General features: G+C 40.4%; 16 protein-coding genes. 3 read left to right on the plus strand and 13 right to left on the minus strand.

Annotated features, from left to right (window positions below; genetic code table 11):
* Positions 1 to 114: 114 nt before the first annotated feature.
* From ASF92_RS07375 to ASF92_RS07395, 5 genes are all read right to left on the minus strand, one after another.
* On the minus strand, positions 115 to 768 hold the full coding sequence (locus ASF92_RS07375) for an alpha-ketoglutarate-dependent dioxygenase AlkB (RefSeq protein ID WP_056090160.1): 654 nt from the start codon (positions 766 to 768) through the stop codon (positions 115 to 117).
* A 276-nt stretch (positions 769 to 1,044) separates the two neighbouring features.
* Positions 1,045 to 1,854: a sterol desaturase family protein gene (locus ASF92_RS07380; RefSeq protein WP_056090166.1), complete on the minus strand. Its 810-nt coding sequence runs from the start codon at positions 1,852 to 1,854 to the stop codon at positions 1,045 to 1,047.
* 89 nt (positions 1,855 to 1,943) lie between these two features.
* Positions 1,944 to 2,546, minus strand: a complete 603-nt coding sequence (locus ASF92_RS07385; RefSeq protein ID WP_056090169.1) for a Crp/Fnr family transcriptional regulator — start codon at positions 2,544 to 2,546, stop codon at positions 1,944 to 1,946.
* Between the two features lie 394 nt (positions 2,547 to 2,940).
* Positions 2,941 to 3,711 carry an SDR family oxidoreductase gene (locus ASF92_RS07390; protein WP_056090172.1) on the minus strand — a complete coding sequence of 257 codons (771 nt, stop codon included), beginning with the start codon at positions 3,709 to 3,711 and terminating at the stop codon, positions 2,941 to 2,943.
* Positions 3,712 to 3,726: 15 nt separating this feature from the next.
* Positions 3,727 to 4,482: an SDR family NAD(P)-dependent oxidoreductase gene (locus tag ASF92_RS07395; protein ID WP_056090175.1), complete on the minus strand. Its 756-nt coding sequence runs from the start codon at positions 4,480 to 4,482 to the stop codon at positions 3,727 to 3,729.
* Between the two features lie 105 nt (positions 4,483 to 4,587).
* On the opposite strand from ASF92_RS07395, the gene ASF92_RS07400 reads away from it, so the two are divergent.
* A complete protein-coding gene (locus tag ASF92_RS07400; RefSeq protein ID WP_056090180.1) occupies positions 4,588 to 4,938 on the plus strand; it encodes a helix-turn-helix domain-containing protein in 351 nt (116 codons plus the stop codon).
* 389 nt (positions 4,939 to 5,327) lie between these two features.
* Here the strand turns inward: ASF92_RS07400 and ASF92_RS07410 are convergent, their stop codons facing one another.
* The 8 genes from ASF92_RS07410 to mnmE all read right to left on the minus strand — a co-directional run bounded on the left by ASF92_RS07410 (position 5,328) and on the right by mnmE (position 14,578).
* Positions 5,328 to 7,586, minus strand: a complete 2,259-nt coding sequence (locus ASF92_RS07410; RefSeq protein ID WP_056090186.1) for a xanthine dehydrogenase family protein molybdopterin-binding subunit — start codon at positions 7,584 to 7,586, stop codon at positions 5,328 to 5,330.
* 16 nt (positions 7,587 to 7,602) lie between these two features.
* Positions 7,603 to 8,622, minus strand: coding sequence for a xanthine dehydrogenase family protein subunit M (locus ASF92_RS07415; RefSeq protein ID WP_056090190.1), 1,020 nt, complete (start codon positions 8,620 to 8,622; stop codon positions 7,603 to 7,605).
* Positions 8,619 to 9,125: a (2Fe-2S)-binding protein gene (locus ASF92_RS07420; protein WP_056090194.1), complete on the minus strand. Its 507-nt coding sequence runs from the start codon at positions 9,123 to 9,125 to the stop codon at positions 8,619 to 8,621. Before ASF92_RS07420 ends, ASF92_RS07415 begins: the two co-directional genes overlap by 4 nt.
* A gap of 399 nt (positions 9,126 to 9,524) precedes the next feature.
* Entirely contained in the window at positions 9,525 to 9,788 is a 264-nt protein-coding gene (locus ASF92_RS07425) for a helix-turn-helix domain-containing protein (RefSeq protein ID WP_056090197.1), read from the minus strand.
* Positions 9,789 to 10,506: 718 nt separating this feature from the next.
* Positions 10,507 to 10,776 (minus strand): hypothetical protein, encoded by a 270-nt coding sequence (locus ASF92_RS07430; RefSeq protein WP_056090200.1) that lies wholly within the window; start codon positions 10,774 to 10,776, stop codon positions 10,507 to 10,509.
* A gap of 817 nt (positions 10,777 to 11,593) precedes the next feature.
* Positions 11,594 to 11,848: a hypothetical protein gene (locus tag ASF92_RS07435; RefSeq protein WP_056090203.1), complete on the minus strand. Its 255-nt coding sequence runs from the start codon at positions 11,846 to 11,848 to the stop codon at positions 11,594 to 11,596.
* Positions 11,845 to 12,468 (minus strand): zeta toxin family protein, encoded by a 624-nt coding sequence (locus tag ASF92_RS07440; RefSeq protein WP_082489489.1) that lies wholly within the window; start codon positions 12,466 to 12,468, stop codon positions 11,845 to 11,847. The genes ASF92_RS07435 and ASF92_RS07440 overlap by 4 nt, the downstream gene beginning before the upstream one ends.
* A gap of 751 nt (positions 12,469 to 13,219) precedes the next feature.
* Positions 13,220 to 14,578: a tRNA uridine-5-carboxymethylaminomethyl(34) synthesis GTPase MnmE gene (gene mnmE / locus ASF92_RS07450; protein ID WP_056090213.1), complete on the minus strand. Its 1,359-nt coding sequence runs from the start codon at positions 14,576 to 14,578 to the stop codon at positions 13,220 to 13,222.
* 288 nt (positions 14,579 to 14,866) lie between these two features.
* Here mnmE and ASF92_RS07455 point away from each other — a divergent pair, with 288 nt between their 5' ends.
* A complete protein-coding gene (locus ASF92_RS07455) occupies positions 14,867 to 15,994 on the plus strand; it encodes an AI-2E family transporter (RefSeq protein WP_056090215.1) in 1,128 nt (375 codons plus the stop codon).
* 15 nt (positions 15,995 to 16,009) lie between these two features.
* On the plus strand, positions 16,010 to 16,531 hold the full coding sequence (locus tag ASF92_RS07460; RefSeq protein ID WP_157263776.1) for a protease: 522 nt from the start codon (positions 16,010 to 16,012) through the stop codon (positions 16,529 to 16,531).
* The last annotated feature ends 45 nt before the right edge of the window (positions 16,532 to 16,576 follow it).

The raw sequence follows: 16,576 nt of genomic DNA on the forward strand, positions 1-16,576 counted from the left end.
TAGATTGTAACATTACCGACAGAACAGCATTTTGATGTTTCCTTCGGACGTACAGGTATAAGATAGCTTTATCGTTTAAAGGTTTATAAATTAAAGTTTAACATTTTATTTCGATTACGATTGTTTAAAGTTCAGGATTTTAAAGTCACTGACATGAAATTTTTCACGCAGTATAGTGGCCACCCTTCCTTCAGGGTTTATATTATTCACCTTAACCGGTTTAACTTTACGGTAAGTTATGGATACCCTTCTGCCCCGGTGATGAACCTGTCCTTCAATTGTGTCTTTTTTTCTTGGCGGTATACCGTGGCTCCATTTCTTGCGGGCATCATTCTGCATGATGTATACGGAGCGCCTGGGAATCTCAACATCAACAATTTCAAGGTTCTTTCCCCTGATAAAACGCATGATGCAGCTACTTCCAAGGTTTACGCCACAAATCTGGTTTTCATAATAGTTGCGATCTTTATGAGGACGAATCCCTTCACCCGGCATATATTCATTAATAATGACCTGGTCCGGCTGGATGTCCAAAAGTTTTTTATTGACAATTTCTTCAGATAACATATAAATCCGCGGTGGAATTTGCAGCGGGATTGCAATCAGCGGATAAGGCTCTTCAAGTTCATTTCTGAATCCATAATACTGAAGTCGCCGGGCATAGTCAACCATCCACAATTGTTCGTCAATTTCAGTTAGCAATTCCTTTTCCGTGTTTGCGCTTATAAAATCAGGATATAAAAATAATCCCGGTACTGCTGTTTCCATTTTTAAATAACAGTAAAACAACAGTGCGGTTTGCCCGCTTAATGAAAAATGCTCCACCCGGTTCCAAGCTACAGCATTTCAACATCTTTCTTTTTAATAACTCCACCAATATGAGTGAATTGAAGAGCTCCAATGCAACAACTTACAATATACGGAACTAGAATGAACGCCATAAAAAATACCTTTTGGGATTCGATGCCTATGTAAAAATTATTTTATAGTACGGCATCCCTAACTTAATAATGAACGATTGGTTAATGGTAGTAAAATCGGTAGTTAGTTATTCCGGTCTCCCTTCTGATTTCTTTCTTCCTGCGATTTTTGATTAAAGCGACGATACTGTAAGCGGTCATATTCCTTTACATAATCTGGATGCTCTGTACCCATCACCCTGTCCCAGATTCTGAAATACAAGCCGTAGTTTCCTTTAAATTTACTATGATGGAGGTTATGGTGAACAGAAGTATTCAGAGTTTCAAATGCCCAGGTAAAGCGGAACCATTTAGGCATAATTTCATAGCCTAAGTGTCCGTACACGTTAATGATGAAGCCCGTTACAGTAAAGAGCAATATCGTTAAGGGATGCATCGGCAGCAGTAAAACGATTGGTACTAAAACAAGTCCTTCAGTGATGGCTTCGAGTATATGAAAACTGTAGGATGTCCATGGTGAGGGATTAGTGCTTTTATGATGAACCAGATGGGTAAGTCTGAACAGTCTTTTATGATGTAATAACCGGTGCATCCAATAAAAATAAGTATCGTGTATAATCAGGCTCAGCAACAACGCAACGCCCATATACCATATTGGGAAATCGTTAATGTGTGTATAAATCCGGGTATATTGATGCCGGGGCGTGAAAACTAATCCAGCTGCGATGATTGAAAATACCAGTGTACTCTGCATGGAATGCCATACCTCACGGACGAAGTCCTTTTTTGTGGCTGTTTTCTGTTGAATCTTAAATTTACCTAGTTTAGCAGGCATAAGCAGATAAAACAGCGCAAAAGGAATCCCGGCAAGCACAAAATACCGGATAGCCGAAACACTAAAAATACTAAATGTGGCTTCTATTATCTTTTCCATATCTATTTGTTTTTATACTCCAAAAGTATAAAGCAGGTAGATTTGACGCCGTTAACAAAAGATAATTTAGCCGCTTAACAAAGGATAATTTATGTTACTGTTTTTCCTTTAGTATGCATCCTTTTGCGAATCCGGCTTAAGGACACCGGGGTGATGCCCAGCATGGATGCGATGTATTTATCAGGCACACGGTTTACCAGATCGAATCGTTCCGATAGGAGCTCCCGATAACGCTCTTCCGGTGATTGTGTAACAAAGGATTCCAGCATTTTTAAAGATTCCGCCAGCATTTTCATCAGGAAAAAGTTGCGGATCGGTTCATACTCCGGATGGGTTTTCAAAATCTCCTCCAAAACATCATAATCAATCTGCAGCAGCTTTACAGGCTCCAGGGCACGGTAAATAAATCGTGAGGGTTGACGGTTAATAATGGTATCATGTGAGGCAATAAACTGCCCCTCCCAGCGCAAAAAAAGTGTAGCTTCATCTCCATTTTCCTTAATGGTATATGCGCGGACGACCCCCTTTTCAATAAAAGCCAGTCGACGGCTGTTTTCTCCCTCTCGGATATAGGCTTCATTGGTTTCAAGCGATACCGGAGTGGTCATGGCAAATAATGGTGCGGTATCGGCAGGCAGTACACCCGCTAAATCAAACAATAATTCCTGTAAGGTATCAATTGATGTTCCCATATATCAATAGCAAAAATGCCGATGAGCAATCTGCTAAATTAAAAATATTCCAGCAAGGCTGCAAAAAACTATGGCACTGCACATTTGCCTTAATTTAAACGAATAATTTAGGCCGGCAGAATCTTACTCCGGTTATAAAAAATACCTTTAAAAACGGACTAAAATGCAAAGAATACAATAGCATAAAAAATAAAAAGCATGGTATCTGTTGAAGATAAATATTAGCGTCTGCATGGATCACAAACAGCCTCAGTGAAATCTGAGGCTGTTCCTTTTGAGACGCCGGGATGCAGTTTAAAATCTGTGTATTATTCAAATCAGAGATGAATGGACAAACCGTCCGTTCGAAGGGCTAATTGTAAAAATACCGCATCTGGTTACTTATTCTTCGGCCTTATTTCATCATACTGATATTGGTGAGGCCACCGTCGGAAAGAATTTCCGTACCCACTATAAAGGATGAATCATCAGATGCAAGAAATACAGCAGCATTCCCGATGTCTGAAGGCAACCCTTGCCTGCCAACCGGCGTGATATCTACCCACATCTGCTTCACTTGTTCCAATTGTTCTTCTGGGACGATCTTTCCGAAAACCGGGGTGTCAATAGATCCGGGTGAAAGCGTATTCACCCTTATTTTTCTGTGCAGTAAATCCGAAGATAAACCCTTGGCAAGTGAAATAACTGCTGCTTTTGCCGCTCCGTAAATGGTCATCCCGGGTGCGGCCCGATGGGCAGCACTAGATCCTATTAAGATAATTGACGCACCATTATTTAGATAAGGCAGGGATTTCTGGACGGTGAAATAGGTGCTCTTTAAATTGAGACCCATATAACTGTCATAGTTTTCTTCGGTAACCTCACTGATTGCAGCCATTGGCATACCATCAACAATACCTCCAGCATTAACGACAAGCACATCGATCTTTCCAAACCGCTCAGTGGTTTTCCTGAAAATTTTTTCCAGATCCTGGTTAACGGTTACATCTGCTGTTACGCCCAAAAAGTCCGCACCCAGTTCCGTAACTGAATTATCCAGTGTTGTCTGATTTCTACCGGTAATTACACCCACTGCGCCTTCATTTTTGAAAGCCTCCGCAATTCCGAAACCAATCCCACTATTGCCGCCTGTAATCACAGCGACCTTATTTTTTAGTTTATTCATTTTTTTCGATGTATTTTAAATTCCGTATATGCCTCCTGAAACCGAAATTTTTTCTCCGGTGATCCATGCCGCCTCATCGGAGGAAAGAAAAACGGCAACTTTTGCTATATCTTCCGGCTGGCCGGTACGTCCAAGCGGGGTAGTGGCAACTAATTTAGCTTCGAATTCGCTACCAATAAATCCCGCGCTATGCGAACCTTCCGTTTCCACGACACCCGGCAAAATAGAATTGATACGGATATTTCTGCCACTAAGCTCTTTTGATAAAGCAATAGTAACCGCATCTAACGCGGCCTTAGTTGCAGAATATACACTCCCTGTGGGTAAAGGGGTATTACTTGCGCCTGAACTAATGTTGATGATATTCCCACCACGGTCGCCGAATAACTTTAAAGCGCCCTGGATGGTCAGGATAGCACCTAAAACATTAATATTAAACTGCTGATGAAAAGAATTCTCTGATACCTGTTCGATGGGCAAATATTGGTAAATACCAGCATTATTTACCAGAATATCCAAAGTGCCGAAAGCTTCTTTTGTTTCTTCAAATAACCTGCTTACGTCTGCCTGGTTTGATACATCGCCCTGTACAGCAATAGCCGATCCGCCGTTATCGGTAATCGTTCTGACAACTTTATCAGCGTCTTCTTTGCTTGATGCATAATTTACAACCACCTTCGCCCCTTCTGCGGCTAAATGACGGGCTATAGAAGCACCTATTCCTTTTGATGCCCCGGTAACGATAGCTACCCTATTTTTTAATCTATTCATTTTTCTGCTTATTGAATTATTGAGCACCGAAGTTAGGCTATATGAATATATTTTAGTTACTTTGTTTCTAAAAGTAACAGTAACCTAGAGGTAACAAAGTAACATATGGAGTGCAAACCAATAGATCAAAATGATCGCAAAAAAGAAATGATGGCCATCCATGATGCCATGGACGTTTTGAGTGGAAAATGGAAAATCTACATCATCTCCTCAATATGCCATTACAATAAACGAAGATTTTCCGACATTCTAAATGATGTTATCGGAATTTCAAACAAAATGCTTAGTAAGGAATTAAAAGAATTGGAAGTCAACAAACTGGTCAACAGAACCGTATTAGACACCCATCCTGTCACCATACAATACGAGCTTACCAAGCACGGAAAAACCCTACAGACCATTATTAACAACCTGACCAACTGGGGAATTCAACACCGAAAAGAAATTATTGGATAAGGTTACATTTGATATAAATTAGAGTTAACACAGTACGTGTTTACTATATAACTGCTTGTTATTGAGGCTGAACTACATTTATGAAATTACAATTATAGATCCGTCGCTTAAGGATTTTATATAAGATACACCAACATTTCTCCCTAAGTGTGACCGCTTCATCATCATTCTGTATCTCTGATTTGAGTATCTTCAATTTAATTTTCTGCCCGGAATTATCCGCTACCGCAACCATAAAACTAACCCCGAGAAAGCTTCGCCATCTTGCTAGCCAAAATCGCATAATCATTACATTGCCTATGTTATAGAAGTATCAGTAGCATTAACTCTCAATGAATCTTTCCGCCAAAGCAATTAAGCCAAGGCTAAACCTCGATTAGGGCCATTATTCAGGCCATCAATGGTGTGTACCCTTCACTCTCAAACAACTCATCAAAATGGATGGGCAGTTTGTTAATCCTTTTTCCCGTGGCATGGAAGATCGCATTGGCAATGGCTGCTGGCATTGCGACCAGCCCGATTTCTCCTACCCCTTTAGATCCGAGCTCATTGATCATATCATCCTTTTCATCGGCAAAAATCACTTCGAGCTCACCGATATCCGCGTGCACGGGGATATGGTATTCGCCAAGGTTGGGGTTCATGTATTTGCCAAGTTTGGCATCCATGATCGTTTCTTCATAGAGCGCCTTGCTGATTCCCCAAACCATTGAGCCCAATACCTGGCTCCTTGCCGTTTTGGGATTGATAATTTTCCCCGCTGCAACGGCTGAAACGGCCCTCGAAACCGTGATGGTTTTCAGCTGCTGATCAACTTCTACTTCCACAAATGCAGCGCTATGGGTGCCCAGGCTATATTTTTTCAGCTTGAGCATATTGGGCATGGTCATCTTTTTTATCCGGATGGGCTTTTTGTTATGTATTACTAAATCGGCAAAAGAAACCCAGCTGCCATTAATACCAGCTATCCCTCCATTTTTAAGGCTTAGCTCCTCTTCGCTAACGCCTGCAAGTGAGGAATTTTTCATGCTTTTGGCGATTTTAAACAATTTCTTCTTCAAAAGTTTTGCCGCTACAATAATCGCTGATCCCGTAGATGCAGTCATAGCGGATCCTCCCTGAAACATCGAAAAAGGCTTCCTGCTATCGCCATAGCTGAAGGTGACCATGTCAATCGGGATTCCCAGTTCATCCGCAGCAATCTGTGTCATTACCGTCAGGGTTCCTGTACCAATATCAGTTACCGCATTGTTCACCGTAACCCGCCCGGATTTGTCCAGAACCATTTCAATCCTTGAGGGAAACTGGAACGCATCCCAAATTCCTGTCGCCATACCATATCCAACCAGCTTGTTCCCCCTCTTCATGCTTCCAGGTTTGGGATTCCTTTTCTCCCAACCAAACTGTTCAGCCGCCTTCAGGTAGCATTGCCTCAATTCCTTGCTGGTGTACGGTTTTCCGGTAGAAGGGTCCGTGTCTGTATAATTAATCAACCGGAGCTCAACCGGATCGATATCCAGTTTGTAAGAAAGTTCGTCCATGATACACTCAATGGCATGCATTGCTGTGGAGCCACCCGGTGCCCGCATGTCTACCGGTGTATACACATCCAGCGGAACGAGCTTATATTCGAAGAGCGTATTTGGTGCGGGATAGAGCTTATGGCTCCAGGTAGACACCACTTCGGTATAATCTTCAAACCTGGAAGTTTCCGAAATGGCCTGATGGGAAATAGCAGTTAGCCTACCGTTTACCTCGCTTGCAAAACGCAACCGCTGCACATTTGGTGGCCTGTGTCCAAAGGTAAACATCTGTGCTCTGTCCAGGGTTACCCTCACGTTCCGTTTCAAATGCATCGCGGCCATTACGCAGAGAAAAAGCTGGTACTGCGGTCTCAAGCCTGAGCCGAAAGCGCCTCCAACGTAGGGCGCCAGTACGCGCACATCTTTGTAGTGCAATCCGAAGATATTGGCCACATAAAACTGGCTATTGATTGTCCCCTGGGTTTTGTCATAGATGGTCAGCTTCCCATCACCCTCAAAAATAGTGGTCGTTGCAAATAGTTCAATTGGGTTGTGGTGCTCAGTGCCATGCTGGTAAGTGGAATCCACTTTTACAGGTGCCCGAGCATAGTCCTTCTCAAAATCGCCGGTTGGCGAAGGCGGTGGGGGCTTGAGCATTGTTGCCATTCCCTTTTTTGCATCCCTAGCCTTATCAATGTGGTCATCTAAACAGGTCTGGAATTCCTCACTTTTATAACTCACCTTAACAAGTGTCGATGCATATCTGGCCGTTTCAAAATCGTTGGCCAGCACCAGTGCAATCGGCTGCCCGTTGTAAACGATTTCATCATTATAAAGCGGTTTAAAAACGGTGCCCGGTGGCGCATCCATATCCGCATAAAAGAGGTCGAACCAGGGCAATTTCGGACGGTTTTCATGCGTAATCACCTCTACAACGCCTTCCAGTGCCAGCGCTACTGAAGAGTCGATCGTCAGAATTTTACCTGTGGTGATGGTGCTATTGACGACGTAGCCATAAAGCAGATTTTCTACATTATATTCGCCGGCATATTTCGCAGCGCCAGTTACTTTTAGTTTTCCTTCGAGCCTGCTGAGGGGCGTTCCGACTGTTCTGTTGTTTTCCATGTTGAATTTCTTTGGTCTATCTCGATGGGCCAGCGCCCGGTACTTGTGATGCCGGATCGAGCGCCATCAGGCAGTTTCGAATGATCGCTTTTTTCGCAAGTTCTATCTTAAAGTTATTGTATTTATAACCCTTAGCGCCTTTCAAAATGATATCGGCCGCTGTTGAAAAGCTTTCCTCCGTTGCAGGCTTACCCTTAAGGAAATCTTCCGCATCAACTGACCGCCAGGGCTTATGGGCAACCCCGCCAAGCGCAATCCTGGCAGAACTTATCCTGTTGCCATCCAACGCAAGGCCGGTGGCTACAGAAACTAGGGCAAAAGCGTATGAATGCCTGTCTCTTAGTTTCAGGTAGGAATAGTGTTGCGCATATCCTTCCGGAGGAAGATCTATCGAAGTAATCAGTTCGCCATGGGAAAGGTTGTTATCGATATCAGGTGTATCTCCCGGAAGTCTGTGGAAATCTGCAAAAGGAATACTTCTCTCCCCGGCTGGTCCTTGTACATTCACCACGGCATCAAGCGCGGCCAGTGCCACGCACATGTCGGAGGGAAAAACAGCAATACAGCAATCGCTGGCACCCAGGATTGCGTGTATGCGGTTATAACCTTCAATTGCACTACAGCCCGATCCAGGTTCCCGCTTATTGCAGGGTAAGTGGGGGTCGTAAAAATAATAGCACCGCGTGCGCTGAATCAGGTTGCCGCCATTAGTGGCCATGTTTCGGATCTGAGCAGAAGCCCCGGCCAGGATTGCCTTTGACAGCAATGGATACCTTTCTTCTATAATGGAATGATAAGCTGTACGGGCATTGCTAAGTGTGGCACTTATCTGTATGCCGCCATCCTGTTTTTCTGTAATCCCATCTGAAGCATCAATATGGTTGATATCCACCAGTAGTGCCGGATGGGTAATATCGTACTTCCATAAGTCAAGCAGGTTAGTTCCCCCGGCAAGGAAAAATGCGTTTTCATTCTGGGAAACCGATCGAATCGCTTCCTCGGTTGTGGCACTTTGCTGGAATTCAAAATCGTTCATCGCCTGCCCTCCTTTACTTCCATAATCGCATCGATAATGCCTACGTTTGCTCCGCAACGGCAGAGATTTCCGCTCATGAGTTCTTTTACCTCCTCCCTGGAGTTCGCTTTACCTTCTTTTAAAAGACCAATTGCACTACAGATTTGTCCGGGTGTACAATAGCCACACTGGAAAGCGTCGTGATCGATAAAGGCCTGCTGGATAGGATGAAGTTCACCGTCTTCTGCAATCCCCTCTATGGTAGTCACTTCGGCGCCTTCTTTCATTACTGCCAGGGTGAGGCAACTTAATATACGCTCGCCATCGCAAAGTACCGTACATGCACCACACTGGCCATGGTCGCAGCCCTTTTTTGATCCGGTAAGGTCGAAGTGTTCCCTGCATAGGTCAAGCAGGGTTACCCATGGTTTTATGTTGATTGATACTGGTTTACCATTAATTTTAAGGCGGAGCGGCTTTATATTTCTGGAATTATAGGGCGTGGCGGGGCTTCGGGTTTCCATAGGCTAAATCTGGTTTAAGTACTCAGATAACACGCCGGTAGAAAAATGGTTTAGGATAAAGACAAAATGGAATGGTTCTTAGCAGAGATGGAGTGCATTTCGGGAGTAATTAACCGACTTAGAGAACTTAAGCTCCTTCTTAGTTCAAAGTACGACCCCTTGGCCATCACTAAATAATTTAATGTGTGATGACATCTTGAGCCGATCCAAGTAAGTTAACACTACGGTTATGTAAATACGACATAATTAGAATTTGAACGGGATTAGCAAAAAACTGATGTATTTTTAAAGTAAGTTAGATAAACGTATACTAATAGTTAAGGGATTAGAAGCTTTTTGATTTAACAAATCAATACCTAACCATACACTTTAAATTGTTCAAAAAAATATAGTATCCATCTAGACCATTTTATCAAATCCTTCTCCAAAAAAATCGGTAAGGCTGATATCCAACGCGGTGAGCACTTTTAGTAGCGATGTAAAACGAAAGTCTTCCCCATTCTCATATCTCCAAAGTTGCGTACGGCTAAGGTTACGTTTGAAGGCGAACTTTTCATAATTAGGCTCACCCTTAGCTTCTCTTATAGACCGTATCCGGGCGCCAACCATTTTCAAAACTTGCTTCGCATTTTCAACCTCTTGATCATTTTTAACTCTTGTCATGCAGTAAAGTAAATTAAAATGATGCGCTTTAGGTACCCCTATTTAGAAACATCTTATTAGATACATCTATTAAGATACATCTAATTAGAAACATAAATATTATATTATCTGTTTTGTAGATATATTGAAAAAAAAGAAACCGAGGAAATTATGCATATTACTTTTCACGAGCTCATTTTTAGTACCAGTTTTGTAATTCTTGGGAATTAATGGGTTTCAAGAAATTGAAAGACGGAGTTCTTATACGCGGAATAGTTGATCAATAATAAAGGGTTTAGCTATGCATGGCTAGGAGAGCTAGTGCATACTTGAATAAGAAAGGATTGTTAAATTTGTTCAGCCAATGCCGGGAAATTCTGATTAATCTGTTGTAGCATTCATAGTAAAAAATCCTACACACATGGCCGTATGTTGGTTAACACTGTACATTTCTTTACTCAGGCTACCAGTCGAAATTACAGATTCTGTTGATCTAATGCTCGGCGAAATCTTTACCAGCCATCGGCAAACTGGTCATATTTTATATAATAGATTCGGCTCCTTTCAGCCTAAGGCAATTCCTATATTAAATCATATATAAGTATAATTTTGTGTTATTACCTGCAAATTCATCAGGAAAAAGACATGTGAGGCGTAGCAGAGAGTTTAAATTCAGCTCCATTTTTGATTCGCTTAAACGCGAAAAAAAATCAGAAATTTAGCTTTGACAGCGATTTACTTAACTTTTCACGCCTTCAATTTTACCCTCTTCAATCAAAGTTTCTATGGCTCTAACCAATTCTATCAAACTGTCGAAAACTTCACTAACCTGCTCCTCGCCAATATCTAACTTTAAAAAGCCACTTTTATCATTTAATGCATAACCCTGAAATGCTTCCAACAGAGTCAGCTTTACCTTATCAATAGTGTGGGTGTTATAAAATGATTCGATCATTTGGGCAGGTGTTTTCGAATTTATATCTTCAAGGTTTGAATCAGACGTACTCATAAATTGATTAATTTAGCGTATTTGTTGCTTAAAGTTAGTGCAAAATTCGACACTATTATAGCAAAACTCATTAAACGGCTTTTTTTCAAGCCATTGTATAGGATGCAACCATCAGCGGTAGTTAAATCTAGGATTTTAGTAATATGATTGATGGGATTTTGATAGGGAAAAGTAATAAATAGAATCTTTATCGCGTTGAGCGCAGATTTTTTTTCTTAAAGAACTTGAAAAAACACGAGTAAAATCAATCAGATATTTGTCGGACGGCATTTTTACCAGACTCACCTTCACTTCATAGGGCACTTCATGGACAATACATGGATGAAATTCATGACTATGTCTTATGGAACTTTTTATCCCAAAGTCTTCTGTTTTATAACAATCCTTAAAAATGGGAAGCTATCGTAGGTAGTGCCAATTTTAGCAGCGCAGCATTCCGCATAAAATGAAAAAGGCGTATTGATCACAAGCGAAGACAGTGGCATCAATATGTGTCACTAGATCAAGATCAATTAATCAAAACTTGGAACAACGCAAAAAAAATTGACACAACAATTTTGAACTAATATTGAAGGTGATCGGAAATACAACAGTCAAAAATAAATTCACTTTCGTGAATAGAAAATAAGCAAAATCTTTGCATAACTTATTTGAGCATTCCGATCATTTCTAGGAATATTTTGCAACTTCACTAAAAGGAAACTGTCCATTTTCACTTGTCGTTGAAATAGTTTTTTTTAGTTACCCATTACCACTCACGTATGATAGAAGTCTGACTGAACAGCATTAAGCTAGCAAAATACCAAATGAAAAATCTCTATTTAAAGGTCTCCTCAATAAAACGACTCATATTATTTAATTCGTCAACTTCTTTCGCAACTAATGACTCATCACGCTTCCTGAGCAACATGTCAACTTCTTTCCCAGTTATCATTCGGTATTTACCATTTTGGCTATCACCAATTTTACTCCTTAGAACTTTTTTAACCACCTTTTGCCCGTCACCAAGAACTACTAATCGGCGACCGCTTTTGGGAATTATTACATGCTTTTTACTACTATATTTTTTCATAAAAATAAATTTACAGGACTATCATCTGTTAAATTAGCACATTTCGGTCCATCACCATAGGGAACATCAGTCGAAACTTCGCCAAAACTTGCAAATAGTTCTGACTCTCGTTGTTTTGCGTAATAATAATTTAGAGTAGGCTCGTTACTGTAGCAATCGAATATTAACCCCAATGGTACATATCGGTTAGTCTTAATATAACGTTCTATCGCTCTATGTGTTGCCTTTTGTCTGTCCAAATTAACCAAAATCAGATGAACCTCATAACCGGCAGAATTTTTTAAAGAATCAGCATATTTAATTAAAGAAACATAATCCTGCCCAACTGTGGGATAAACAAAATTCATTCCTAATTTAATTACTTTTTCACTCAAAGTTTCAAAAGGCTGATCAATTGTCATTTTGCCTGGAAACACAATTCCACCAGATTCTGCATGAACCAAAGAGGCGCCACTCTTAAAACCACCAAATTCAGGCAGTTTTCTTTTAGCATAATCAGAGTCTAAGATAATCGCAGAATATTCATCAGCGATTCGGTTTGCTATACCAGATTTACCTGATGCCGGGAGTCCGATTATTATAAAGGCTTTCTTTTGACTTCTAGCACCTCCAACCGGTATTGCGCCCCCTACCCCAAATTAATTTTTTCGTCGTCCACTAGACGTTCGAGAGTTAATAATTCTTCGACTATTTTTGTCCTAAGTTGCCACCTGGATTCGTCCGTGGCATAGGCTGGCAATCTGTTCCTGCGACTCGAACTAGTTTGTTCATGCTCCGTAATAGTCATCAATTCCGCGTCAACAAAACTCCCTAGAAGGTTTTCATCTATAGAATATTTAATCGCTTTAAAAAAATGGTCAAATGATTCCACATCATTTAGCCTGCGAGAGAAGTTACCCATTTAAATTTTATACTTAAAGCATAAATTTAGAAATTAACTCTAATAACTATGAGTGTATTTATAAACATATTAACATCATTTATGCTTCATTAAGAATTTATTCTACGACTGTACGATTTTTCAATAATGACCTTTTTGCATACGTTGGAATAGTAACATCTATAATATCAAAAACTTGTTTATACTTTCTTCAACGACGAGCTCTGCTTCATCGTTATATGGATAGATTACTTTTGATTTAAGATCCTTTATGAATTCTCCGGAATATTTATGTAATCTTCTTCTAAAATATTTTCTTGCATTTATCTTAGCTCTTGCATAAACGTTGAGAAGTACTTAATTGAAATTCTCGAGATCAATGCGATGCTCACATCGGAGTTCTCTATGTATGCTGATTGAATAAGTTTGGAAATAGGAAATCTAGTTCATCATTAATATAATGATAATAAACACAAAAAACTAACAATCAACTATTTACCGATACAAAACTTCGTAAAAATGTTCTCAAGCAAATCATCCGTTGTAACAGTGCCTGTAATTTCCCCCAGGTAATGCAGCGCCTGTTTAATGTCCATGGCTAAGAAATCAGATGTTACCGGGTTATCTACATTTTCTAAAACGCGATGCAGGGCATTCTCTGTTTGTTTTAAAGCTTCAACATGGCGGATATTGGTCACCAGTGTTTCGCTCGTATTGATGTGGTGTAGATTAACCTGTTCTAAAAGCGTTTCCTTAAGCTCATCAATACCTAGTTTTTCCTTTGCAGAAATAAAAACGACCTGTAGCCTGGCAAGTTCCTCTTTTTTCTGTGGTGATAGTAAATCGGCCTTGTTCAATAAAATCAGGTATGGAATTTCAAGTTTTGCCAAGCCCCGCACCTGTTCTTCAATTTCATCTGTGCTTTGGGCTGCATCTGCCATATAAATAATCAGTTTGGCCTGCTTCATTTTCTCCAGCGTGCGTTCTACACCTAAAGCTTCTATAACATCGGCTGTATCGCGAATGCCTGCCGTATCAATAAAACGGAAAACAATGCCACCAATGGTTAATTCATCTTCAATTGTATCGCGGGTGGTTCCGGCAATGTCAGAAACAATTGCACGTTCTTCGTTTAATAAAGCATTGAGCAAAGTCGACTTACCAACGTTGGGTTTACCTGCAATCACAATTGGAACACCATTTTTAATTACATTACCCAATTCGAAGGAGGATATCAAACGACTTAAAACGTGATTTATCCTCGTAACGAGATTGCGCAATTGCTCCCGGTTGGCAAATTCGACATCCTCCTCTGCAAAATCCAGTTCAAGTTCTATCATCGAGGCGAAATGAATGAGTTGCTCACGTAGTGCTTTTAATTCATTGGCAAAACCGCCACGCATCTGCTGCATGGCAACATCGTGCGATGCCTTAGAATTAGAAGCGATTAAATCGGCAACGGCCTCGGCCTGGCTCAAATCAAAGGCGCCATTTAAAAAAGCACGTAAGGTAAACTCACCGGGTTTAGCAGCCCTTGCCCCTCTACTGATCAATAAATTAATTATCTGCTGAATAATATAATTTGAACCGTGGCAGGAAATTTCCACAACGTTTTCTTTTGTATAAGATTTTGGTGCAACAAACAACCCAGCTACAACTTCATCAACAATTTGCCCGCCATCTTTTATCAATCCAAAATGCAAAGTATGCGAATCCTGTTCTTCAAGGTCTTTACCATAAAAAACCGAATTAACTAATGCGATGGCATCCGGCCCCGAAAGGCGGATTACACCGATAGCACCCGAACCAGGTGGCGTAGATAAAGCAATAATTGTATCTTGATTAGTCATATCGATTGTACCGAATTGCAAAAATAAATTTAATCCTCCGGTATATCATTAGCCTGAAGTAATTTTTTATTTTAGCCAGTGCATTAAACCCATTTTATCAATAACGGGAAATGGACAACAGAAAATGGAAACTGGAAACAGATAATGGGAAATGGATAACCTCTACATTAGACCCATTTGTATAAAAACATCAGGAAATATAATAAACATTGCTTCTGCATCGCATCAATTTACCTCCAGCTAAAACAATATTAGATCATTCCTGTTTAATGGGGAAACCGGAAACGCATGCTTAATAATTTACCACTTACCGTAAAAAGATCAATAGAATTGCTCGGCCTTATTGCACTCACAACTGTGATTGTTATAGGTAAGGATATTATTATGCCAATTTTGATGGCATTTTTTATCAGTATCGTATTATTGCCTATATATCGGTTCCTTAAAAGCAAAAAAGTACCCGAGAGTTTATCCATTATATTTTCCATTCTCGTAGTAGCCCTTTTTGTTGCGCTCATAGTCTGGTTTTTTTCAAACCAAATCGGCATACTGGTAAAGGATTTCCCGGACATAAAAAGAAACGTAACACAGCACATTAATTCGCTAAGCGACTGGGTAAGTCGAATTACCCATTACAATGATAAGCAGCAAAAAGCATTTATACAGGATAAGAGTGATGATTTGATGAACATGGGAACTTCTCTTGCCGGCGGAGCAGCAGTAACACTAAGTGGAATTTTTGTTTTTATCGGCTTACTTCCGATTTACATTTATTTGATGCTTTTTTATAAAGATATTTTGCTTCGATTTATTTTTATGTGGTTTAAAACAGATGACCATCCGAAAGTAAAAGAAGCCATATATGAAACCGAGTCCATCATCAAAAGTTATTTAATTGGCTTGTTGATTCAAGTGACTTACATGACGATTTTGTTGGGTGGAATTTTGATGCTTATTGGAATTAAACATGCTTTGTTAATTGGGGTAATATTTGCCATCCTTAATCTTATTCCATACGTTGGCGCTTTGATAGGCAATCTAATTGGCGTTTTATTAACGCTGACTTCTTCACAGGAATTATGGCCGGTTATTACGGTATTGGGTGTAATTGCTTTTGTACAGTTTCTTGACAACAACATCCTGATGCCCCGGATCGTAGGGTCGAAAGTTAAAATAAATGCCTTATTTGCTATCCTTGGGGTATTTATTGGCGGCAGCATTGCTGGTATTTCCGGAATGTTTCTTGCGCTGCCAAGTGTGGCCGTATTAAAAATTATATTTGACCGAACCGAATCATTTAAACAGTGGGGGGTTTTACTGGGCGATGAACGCCCCGCCCGAAGTCCGATGAGCTTTCCGATATTCAGAAGAAAAAAACCTGTTCCTATTAAGTCGGGAACTGAAAACGAACAATAAACAATTAACACTCTTATGAAAAAGTTATCCATAATGCTCAGCATCTGGGCCTTATTATTTACGGCATGCAGTTCGTCAGATAAAAAAGAAGAAACAATAGCGAAGAGCGACACAACCCTTTTGTCAGAAACAAAATCAAGAGACGTTGATCCCATTACGGGAAAAATGATGCTGGTTGGAAATGCAAAACTGGGTCAGCCGATAAATATTAAGTTCTCGGTGTATAACAATGCAGATACCGCAGCTAAGTTTTGTAAATGGCATACACCTTTTGAAGGGTTGATGAGTAAATATCTTGATGTTTCTCTGGATGATTATACCCCGGTTGATTATAAAGGCCCGATGGCCAAACGAGTGATGCCGCCCCCTGGTGATAGCTACACTACATTAAAAAAAGGCGATAGTACCAGCGTTGATTTTAATTTGAACGATGCCTATACCATCACCAAACCCGGCGCTTATACAATCAAATACAATTCTGCTACCATTAGTGGTATCATAGTTAAAGACAGCTTAAAAATAAACGTATCTAATTAATTTTAAGATTAATAATTTAAAACCATTGGTCGCTGCCGGATGTTA

Origin of the sequence: Pedobacter sp. Leaf176, from assembly GCF_001424305.1 — a bacterium.
GTDB lineage: Bacteria > Bacteroidota > Bacteroidia > Sphingobacteriales > Sphingobacteriaceae > Pedobacter.

Excerpts from the sequence above, each read along its gene's own strand:
- ASF92_RS07385 (WP_056090169.1), bottom strand. The coding sequence starts at position 2,546 with ATGGGAACATCAATTGATACCTTACAGGAATTATTGTTTGATTTAGCG.
- ASF92_RS07425 (WP_056090197.1), bottom strand. The coding sequence starts at position 9,788 with ATGACAAGAGTTAAAAATGATCAAGAGGTTGAAAATGCGAAGCAAGTT.
- ASF92_RS07415 (WP_056090190.1), bottom strand. The coding sequence starts at position 8,622 with ATGAACGATTTTGAATTCCAGCAAAGTGCCACAACCGAGGAAGCGATT.
- ASF92_RS07435 (WP_056090203.1), bottom strand. The coding sequence starts at position 11,848 with ATGAAAAAATATAGTAGTAAAAAGCATGTAATAATTCCCAAAAGCGGT.
- ASF92_RS07460 (WP_157263776.1), top strand. The coding sequence starts at position 16,010 with ATGAAAAAGTTATCCATAATGCTCAGCATCTGGGCCTTATTATTTACG.
- mnmE (WP_056090213.1), bottom strand. The coding sequence starts at position 14,578 with ATGACTAATCAAGATACAATTATTGCTTTATCTACGCCACCTGGTTCG.
- ASF92_RS07380 (WP_056090166.1), bottom strand. The coding sequence starts at position 1,854 with ATGGAAAAGATAATAGAAGCCACATTTAGTATTTTTAGTGTTTCGGCT.
- ASF92_RS07410 (WP_056090186.1), bottom strand. The coding sequence starts at position 7,586 with ATGGAAAACAACAGAACAGTCGGAACGCCCCTCAGCAGGCTCGAAGGA.
- ASF92_RS07430 (WP_056090200.1), bottom strand. The coding sequence starts at position 10,776 with ATGAGTACGTCTGATTCAAACCTTGAAGATATAAATTCGAAAACACCT.
- ASF92_RS07375 (WP_056090160.1), bottom strand. The coding sequence starts at position 768 with ATGGAAACAGCAGTACCGGGATTATTTTTATATCCTGATTTTATAAGC.
- ASF92_RS07390 (WP_056090172.1), bottom strand. The coding sequence starts at position 3,711 with ATGAATAAACTAAAAAATAAGGTCGCTGTGATTACAGGCGGCAATAGT.
- ASF92_RS07420 (WP_056090194.1), bottom strand. The coding sequence starts at position 9,125 with ATGGAAACCCGAAGCCCCGCCACGCCCTATAATTCCAGAAATATAAAG.
- ASF92_RS07400 (WP_056090180.1), top strand. The coding sequence starts at position 4,588 with ATGGAGTGCAAACCAATAGATCAAAATGATCGCAAAAAAGAAATGATG.
- ASF92_RS07455 (WP_056090215.1), top strand. The coding sequence starts at position 14,867 with ATGCTTAATAATTTACCACTTACCGTAAAAAGATCAATAGAATTGCTC.
- ASF92_RS07395 (WP_056090175.1), bottom strand. The coding sequence starts at position 4,482 with ATGAATAGATTAAAAAATAGGGTAGCTATCGTTACCGGGGCATCAAAA.